The following is a 7489-nucleotide window of genomic DNA, read 5'->3' as shown; positions in this document are numbered from 1 at the left end:
CCCTGGGGAGCTCCGCTGCCGCCGGAGGCAGCCGGGGCGGAGGTGCTGATCCCCGGTACGCACCGGGCGGGTGAGCGGGGCACGCTGTTCGAGCAGTTGCCCAACCTGAAGCTGATCCAGTTGCTGTCCGCCGGGGCGGAGGACTGGGTGGGTGCGCTGCCCGCCGGGGTCCTGCTGTCCACCTGCCGCGGGGCCCATGGCGGCAGCACGGCCGAATGGGTGGTGGCGGCCCTGCTGTCGATGTTCCGCGACCTGCGCGAGTTCGCCGCCGACCAGACGGCCCACCGGTGGCACCGGCACACCACCGACACCCTGCAGGACAAGAGGGTGCTGATCGTGGGGGCAGGCGATCTGGGCCACCAGCTGCGCCGCAGGCTGGAGCCGTTCGACGCGGTCACCACGATGGTGGGGCTGCGGGCCCGCCCCGGGGTGCGCGGCGTGGGGGAACTGCCCTCTCTACTGGGCACCCACGACGTCGTCGTGCTCATGGTCCCGCTGACCTCGCGGACCCGCCGCATGGCCGACGCAGCGTTCCTCGCCGCGATGGCCGACGGCGCGGTACTGGTCAACGTGTCCCGGGGCCCGGTCGTGGACACCCCCGCGTTGCTGGCGGAACTGACCTCCGGGCGGCTGCGGGCCGCCCTCGACGTCACCGATCCCGAGCCGCTGCCCCCGGAGCATCCTTTGTGGACGGCCCCGAACCTCGTGCTGACCCCGCACGTCGCGGGGGCGACGCGGGGGCTGCAGCGGCGCTCCTACGCGGTGGCCGCCGCGGAGATCGCGCGCTACGCCGGTGGCGAACTGCCCCACAATCTGGTGCACGGCGAATATTGACGCGCCGAACCGCTATGCCGGGCGGGCGTGATGGCCTACTCTGCGCGCGTGACCCAAGGTGATGAGTACGCCCGGCAGAGCCTGTTCACCGAGTCCGGCTACTTCGAGCCGCAGGACGCCGGGGCCGGTCTCCCGGACCCGGAAGACCGCCTGGCCTACGACGACGACCGGGCCGCGCGCTGGCACGGCGGGCTGGACTTCGGCCTGCTGGTCCTGCGGATCGTGCTCGGGGGCGCCCTCGGCGCCCACGGCCTGCAGAAGGTGTTCGGCCTGTTCTCCGGCCCGGGCATCGCCGAGTTCGCCCGGATCCTCGCCGCGCACGGCTACACCAGCCAGACCACCGCGCTGTCCTGGGTCGCCGGGATCACCGAGATCGTCGCCGGTGGCCTGCTGGTCCTGGGGCTGTTCACACCGGCGGCCGCGGGCGCGCTGCTGGCGATCACGGCGAACGTGGTGTACCTGGAGTACCGCGCCGGGTTCTTCCTCGACGGCAATGCCACCGGTTCCGGTTTCGAGTACCACCTGGTGCTCGGCGGGATCGCGCTCGCGCTGCTGTTCACCGGTCCTGGCCGGATCTCCCTCGACGTCAACACCCCGTGGCGGCATCGCCCGGTGCCGTTCGGTTTCGTGGGCTTCGTCCTGGCGGCCGGCGCGATGGCGATCGTGCTCTCGCTGTTCCGCTGAGCCGGCCCGGCCGGCAACCGAAAACGGCCGTGAGGGGGTCCCTCACGGCCGTTTTCGATGGGTCTACCGGTTGACGTCGCGGACGGCGCCGGTGTCGGCCGACGTCGCCATCCGGGCGTAGGCCCGCAGCGCGGCGGTGACCGGCCGCTGCCGGTCGACCGGCTGCCACGGCCGCTCGCTCGCCTCCATCTTCGACCGCCGCTCGGCCAGCACCTCCTGGTCGACGAGCAGTTCGAGCTTGCGCTGGTGCACGTCGATGAGGATCTGGTCCCCGTCCTGCACCAGGCCGATCACACCGCCCGAAGCGGCCTCGGGGGAGATGTGCCCGACCGAGATGCCCGACGAACCACCGGAGAACCGGCCGTCGGTGATCAGCGCGCACTTCTTGCCGAGGCCCGCGCCCTTGAGGAACGCCGTCGGGTGCAGCATCTCCTGCATGCCGGGGCCGCCCGCGGGGCCTTCGTAGCGGACCACGAGCACCTCGCCCGGCTGGATCTTCTTGCCGAGGATGACCGAGACGGCCTCTTCCTGGCTCTCCACGACCCGCGCGGGGCCCTGGAAGACCCACAGCGACTCGTCGATGCCCGCGGACTTGATCACCGCGCCGCGTTCGGCGAGGTTGCCGCGCAGGATGGCAAGGCCGCCGTCGGCGGTGTACGCGTGCTCGATGTCGCGGATGCAGCCACCCGCCGCGTCGGTGTCCAAAGAGGACCAGCGGTTCGCGGTGGAGAACGCCTCCGTGGTGCGGACCCCGCCCGGCGCCGCGTGGAACAGCTCCACGGCCTCCGCGGAGGGTGACTCGGCCCGGATGTCCCAAGTGGACAGCCATGCCTCGAGGCCGGGGGAGTGGACCGCGTGGACGTCCTTGTTCAGCAGGCCGGCGCGGTTCAGCTCACCGAGGATCGCCGGGATGCCACCGGCCCGGTGCACGTCCTCCATGTGGTAGTCCGAGTTGGGGGACACCTTGGACAGGCAGGGCACCCGGCGGCCGATCGCGTCGATGTCGTCGATGGTGAAGTCGATCTCGCCCTCCTGCGCGGCGGCGAGGATGTGCAGCACGGTGTTGGTCGAACCGCCCATGGCCATGTCCAGCGCCATCGCGTTCTCGAACGCCTTCTTGTTCGCGATGGAGCGGGGCAGCGCGCTCTCGTCGTCCTCGCCGTACCAGCGCTTGGCCAGTTCCACCACGGTGCGGCCCGCTTCGGCGAACAGCGCGCGGCGCGCGGCGTGCGTGGCCAGGGTGGAGCCGTTCCCGGGCAGCGACAGGCCCAGCGCCTCGGTGAGGCAGTTCATCGAGTTCGCGGTGAACATGCCCGAGCAGGAGCCGCAGGTCGGGCAGGCCGAGCGCTCCACGACGCCGAGGCCCTCCTCGTCGATCGCGGCGTTGGCCGAGGCCGAGATCGTGGTGATCAGGTCGGTCGGTGCGTGCGCGACCCCGTCGACCACGACCGCCTTGCCCGCCTCCATCGGCCCGCCGGACACGAACACGGTGGGGATGTTGAGCCGCAGTGCGGCGTTGAGCATGCCCGGCGTGATCTTGTCGCAGTTGGAGATGCACACCAGCGCGTCCGCCTGGTGCGCGTTGACCATGTACTCCACCGAGTCGGCGATGATCTCGCGCGAGGGCAGCGAGTAGAGCATGCCGCCGTGGCCCATGGCGATCCCGTCGTCCACCGCGATCGTGTGGAACTCCCGGGCCACGCCGCCGGCTTCGGCCACCGCTTCGGCCACGATCTCGCCGAGGTTCTTGAGGTGTACGTGGCCGGGCACGAACTGGGTGTAGGAGTTGGCGATCGCCACGATCGGCTTACCGAAGTCGCTGTCGGTCATGCCGGTGGCCCGCCACAGGGAGCGGGCGCCCGCGGCATTGCGGCCGTGGGTGGTGGTTCGGGAACGCAACTGAGGCATGCAGTCAGGTTACGCCGGGTACCGCCCGCCCGCCCCGGCGGCCGGGGTGGGCCGGTATCCGGCCAAACCGTGCCCAGTATGTGGGAAAGAGCAGGTCGGCAGCGGTAAGGCCGTTCCGGTATCCGGCGTAACAGGGCGCGGGGAAACTGGATACACCGCGGCAATAACCCATTTCTAGCTTTCGTATTCGCCTCCCCCGCCGAACGAAGGGAGCGGATTATGGGGCTTGCCGATAACCCGCGGATGGAAGACTACTCGCTGCGCTACACCCCGGCGGCGTTTCGCCAGTGGTCACCCTGGATGGTGTTCCTGTCCTGCCTGGTCGGCATTTCCGCGATGGCGGGTTACGCACTCGACGCGGCGTTCGTCGACGCGTTCGGTTTCGCCAACGCGCTCGCCGGTTTCGCCGTCGCGGCCGCCGTCACGCTGCCGCTGACACTGGTGATCGCCTTCGCGATCGCCCGCAAACACGTCGACATAGACCTGCTGACCCGGGGTTCCGGTTTCGGTTACCTCGGCTCCACGCTGACCTCGCTGGTGTACGCCACGTACACGCTGATCTTCCTCGCGTACGAGGGCGCGATCATGGCGCAGGCGGTGACCGCGCTGACACACCTGGAAATCCAGCTGTCCTACGTGGTGGTGTCCGCGGTGATGATCCCGCTGACCCTGTACGGGATGTCGTTCAGCGCGAAGTTCCAGGCCTGGACCTGGCCGGTCTGGATCGCGCTGATCGGACTGGCGCTGGGCACCGCGGCGACCGCGCCGGGTGCCGGGCACGCCATGGTGCACCCGGCCACGGTCTCCCCGGCGGGCGGCGCCGGACTGACCGTGCTCGCCGTGTTCACCATCGCCGCCGCGCAACTGTCGCTGGCCACGCAGGTGGGCGAGCAGGGCGACTATCTGCGCCTGATGCCCGATCCCACGGCGGGCAACCGGGGCCGGTGGCGGCTCGCGGTGATCATGGGAGGCCCCGGGTTCGCCCTGTTCGCCGTCGGCATCTTCTTCGCCTCCACGCTGCTGGTCGGCTACGCCGCCACGAAGGTCGGCGCGGAACAGGTCGGAGTGCCGGTGGAGTTGTTCACCGTGGTCTACGAGCGGCTGACCGGCAACCACACCGTCGCGCTGGTCCTCGCCGGCCTGCTGGTGCTGCTGTCCCAGATCAAGATCAACATCATGAACACCTACTCGGGTTCGCTGTCCTGGTCGAACTTCTTCTCCCGCCTGCTGCACCGCCACCCCGGCCGCGCCGTCTGGGTGTTCCTCCAGGTGGGCCTGGCACTGGTGCTGATGGAGATCGACATCTTCAGCCACATCGTGGAGGTGCTGGCCTGGTACTCCAGTGTGGGCGTGGCCTGGATCGCCGTCATGGTGTCCGATCAGGTGATCAACAAGCGGCTGCTCGGGCTCGCCCCGGCGGAGCTGGTCTTCCACCGGGCGCACCTCTACCACGTCAACCCGGTCGGATTCGGCTCGATGATCGCGGCAGGCGCGGTGTCGATGATCGCCTACTACGGCGTTTTCGGGGCGACCGCCGCCGCGTTGTCGCCGTTCATCGCGCTCGCCGTGGCGCTCGTGCTGCCTCCGGTCGTCGCACTGGCGACCAAGGGGCGCTGGTACGTCGCCCGGGTCTCCGACCTGCCGGAGGACGCGACCGAACTGCCGTGTTCGGTGTGCGAGGGCGACTACGACGTGGCCGACATGGCGACCTGCCCGTTCCACGGCGGCACCATCTGCTCGCTGTGCTGCTCCACCGAGGGCCGGTGCCACGACGCCTGCAAGCCCAGCGCCTGGCGTCCGCCGAAGGGTGCGGTCCCGCTCGGCCTGCCCCGAACCCGTTCGCCCGAGGCCGAGACGCTGGAGGTGGCATGAGCGTCACCAGCGCCGTCCCGCTTAACGGCGAGGTGATCTTGCGGAGACCGGGGGGCAATGCCCGGTACCTACCGTCCCCCGGAATGACCTCCGATTCACGGCGGCAGCGGGCGCACGAGGTGCGTCGCCTGCGGGACATGCTGCGCGCGGCCGTGCAGGGCTGCCGGTATCCCGACGGACAGCTGCCCAGCGAAGCCGACCTGATGGCCTCCCACCACGCCACGCGCGCCACCGTGCGGGAGGCGCTCGCCCTGCTGCGGGCCGAAGGGCTCATCGAACGCGTCCAGGGCATCGGCACGCACGTCGTGGTGCGGCCGGTGGACACCGCACTGCCGGAGGCCCACGGCGTGATGACCCCCGGGCGCGAGAGCGTGTTCAACCGGCGGATGCGGCCACGCGTGCTCGACCGCTCGGTGGTCGAGGCGCCCGCCACCGTCGCCGAGCGTCTCGCCGTGCCGGAAGGCACCCCCTGTCTGCGCCTGGAGTACGTCGCGCTGCACGAGGAGGAGCCCATCGGGCTGGTCACCAACTACGTGCTGTTCCCCGGGGCCGGGCGCGTGCGGGACACCCCGTTCGTGTCCGACTGGTATGCCCTGCTGGCCGACGCCGGCGTCGAGTTGTCCGAATCGGAGTTCATCTTCGGCTGCGAACCGGCCGACCCGCTGGTGGCTCCGGCCCTCGGCGTCCGCGTGGGCGCCCTGCTGATCATCAGCGAGCAGATCATCTACGACCCCCACGGCCGTCCCTTCGACCTGGCCTTCATCCACACCCGCGGCGAGCGTTTCCGGTTCGTCTCGCGCGCGTGGCGCACCCGCGAGGAGCATTCATGACCGAGCTGCCCCAGACCCTCACCGACGCCGCCCAGGCACTGCGCCAGTCCACCGTCACTTCGGTGCGGCTGACCGAGGCCGCGATCGCCGCCGCCGACGCCTCCGACGCGGTGCTCGGCACCTACCTCACCCGGTTCGACGAGTACGCCCTGGAGCGGGCCGCCGCGGCCGACGCCGAACTGGCACGCGGGGTGGACCGGGGACTGCTGCACGGCATTCCCTTCGGCGTCAAGGACATCCTCGCCATGGCGGAAGGGCCGACGACGGCGCAGAGCCTGGTGCTCGACCGTGCCTGGGGTGCGGGCAGGGACGCGCCGTCCGTGGCGCGGCTCAAGGCCGCGGGAGCGGTGATCACCGGCAAGACGACGACGATGGAGTTCGCCGTGGGTATGCCGGATCCCGCCAAACCGTTCCCGATCCCGCGCAATCCGTGGAATCCCGACACCTGGCCCGGCGGGTCCAGTTCCGGCACCGGCAGCGGCGTCGCGGCCGGGATGTTCCTGGCCGGCCTCGGCACCGACACCGCGGGCAGCATTCGCATCCCGGCCGCGTTCTGCGGGGTGAGCGGGCTGATGCCGACGTTCGGACGGGTGCCCAAGTCCGGTTGCGTGCCGCTCGGGTACAGCCTCGACCACGTCGGGCCGCTGGCCCGCAGCGCACGGGACTGCGCGGCCGTGCTGGAGGTGATCGCCGGGCCGCACGCCAGCGACCCGGACTGTGTGGACGCCCCGTTCAGCCCGCCGGAGTTCGACGGCGACCTGACGGGGATGCGCATCGGCGTGGTGCGGGAGCACCACTTCCCCCAGGGCAGCGACCCGGCGCTGGAGGGTGTGTTCGACGCCGCGGTGGCCGTGCTGACGGCACGGGGCGCGACGGTCGTGGAGGTCGCCCTGCCGTACTGGCAGGAGATGATCACCGCGGACCTGATCACCATGGGCTGCGAGGCGCTCGCCTACCACCGGACCGATCTGTCCGGCCGGTGGAACGACTACTTCGTGGCCACCCGGGCGATGCTCGCGCTCGGTGCGCAGGTGTCCGGCGCGGACTACGTGCAGGCGCAGCGTGTGCGGCGGGTCGCGCAGGACGCGATCGGGCGGCTGTTCTCCACCGTCGACGTGATCGCCTGCCCGGCGATCTCCGTCGGGGCACCCAGCTACGAATCACTGACCGGGCCCGAAGGGCAGATCGACGTGGCCGGGCTGTTCCAGTTGATCCACACGCCGTACTGGGACAGCGTCGGCAATCCGGTGCTGGTGGTGCCGATGGGCTTCACGGCGGGCGGGCTGCCGCTGTCACTGCAGCTGGCGGGCCCCGCCTTCGGAGAGTCCGCCCTCCTGCGCGCCGGGGATGCCTTCCAGCAG

6 protein-coding genes are annotated in these 7489 nt (G+C 70.9%); 5 read left to right on the top strand and 1 reads right to left on the bottom strand.

Annotated features, from left to right (window positions below):
• Both FNH05_RS27130 and FNH05_RS27125 read left to right on the top strand, forming a co-directional pair.
• The coding region (locus FNH05_RS27130; RefSeq protein ID WP_144591577.1) for an NAD(P)-dependent oxidoreductase at positions 1-834 on the top strand (834 nt) is incomplete at its 5' end.
• Between the two features lie 48 nt (positions 835-882).
• Positions 883-1518, top strand: a complete 636-nt coding sequence (locus FNH05_RS27125) for a DoxX family protein (protein ID WP_246127965.1) — start codon at positions 883-885, stop codon at positions 1516-1518.
• 63 nt (positions 1519-1581) lie between these two features.
• Here the strand turns inward: FNH05_RS27125 and ilvD are convergent, their stop codons facing one another.
• Positions 1582-3426 carry a dihydroxy-acid dehydratase gene (gene ilvD, locus FNH05_RS27120; RefSeq protein WP_144591574.1) on the bottom strand — a complete coding sequence of 615 codons (1845 nt, stop codon included), beginning with the start codon at positions 3424-3426 and terminating at the stop codon, positions 1582-1584.
• A gap of 219 nt (positions 3427-3645) precedes the next feature.
• Between ilvD and FNH05_RS27115 the strand changes: the two genes are divergently transcribed.
• From FNH05_RS27115 to FNH05_RS27105, 3 genes are all read left to right on the top strand, one after another.
• Positions 3646-5298: a purine-cytosine permease family protein gene (locus tag FNH05_RS27115; protein WP_144591572.1), complete on the top strand. Its 1653-nt coding sequence runs from the start codon at positions 3646-3648 to the stop codon at positions 5296-5298.
• An 83-nt stretch (positions 5299-5381) separates the two neighbouring features.
• Positions 5382-6128: a GntR family transcriptional regulator gene (locus tag FNH05_RS27110; RefSeq protein WP_246127964.1), complete on the top strand. Its 747-nt coding sequence runs from the start codon at positions 5382-5384 to the stop codon at positions 6126-6128.
• Positions 6125-7489: amidase (locus tag FNH05_RS27105; protein ID WP_144591571.1), on the top strand; the 1365-nt coding region annotated here is incomplete at its 3' end. The genes FNH05_RS27110 and FNH05_RS27105, both read left to right, overlap by 4 nt.

It is taken from the genome of Amycolatopsis rhizosphaerae (assembly GCF_007713715.1).
GTDB classification, from domain to species: Bacteria; Actinomycetota; Actinomycetes; order Mycobacteriales; family Pseudonocardiaceae; genus Amycolatopsis_E; species Amycolatopsis_E rhizosphaerae.
Note: the sequence above shows the minus strand (reverse complement) of the source record. Positions and strands in the feature narration are given on the sequence as shown.

Coding starts and splice junctions, on each gene's coding strand:
- ilvD (WP_144591574.1), bottom strand. CDS start 3,426: ATGCCTCAGTTGCGTTCCCGAACCACCACCCACGGCCGCAATGCCGCG.
- FNH05_RS27115 (WP_144591572.1), top strand. CDS start 3,646: ATGGGGCTTGCCGATAACCCGCGGATGGAAGACTACTCGCTGCGCTAC.
- FNH05_RS27110 (WP_246127964.1), top strand. CDS start 5,382: ATGACCTCCGATTCACGGCGGCAGCGGGCGCACGAGGTGCGTCGCCTG.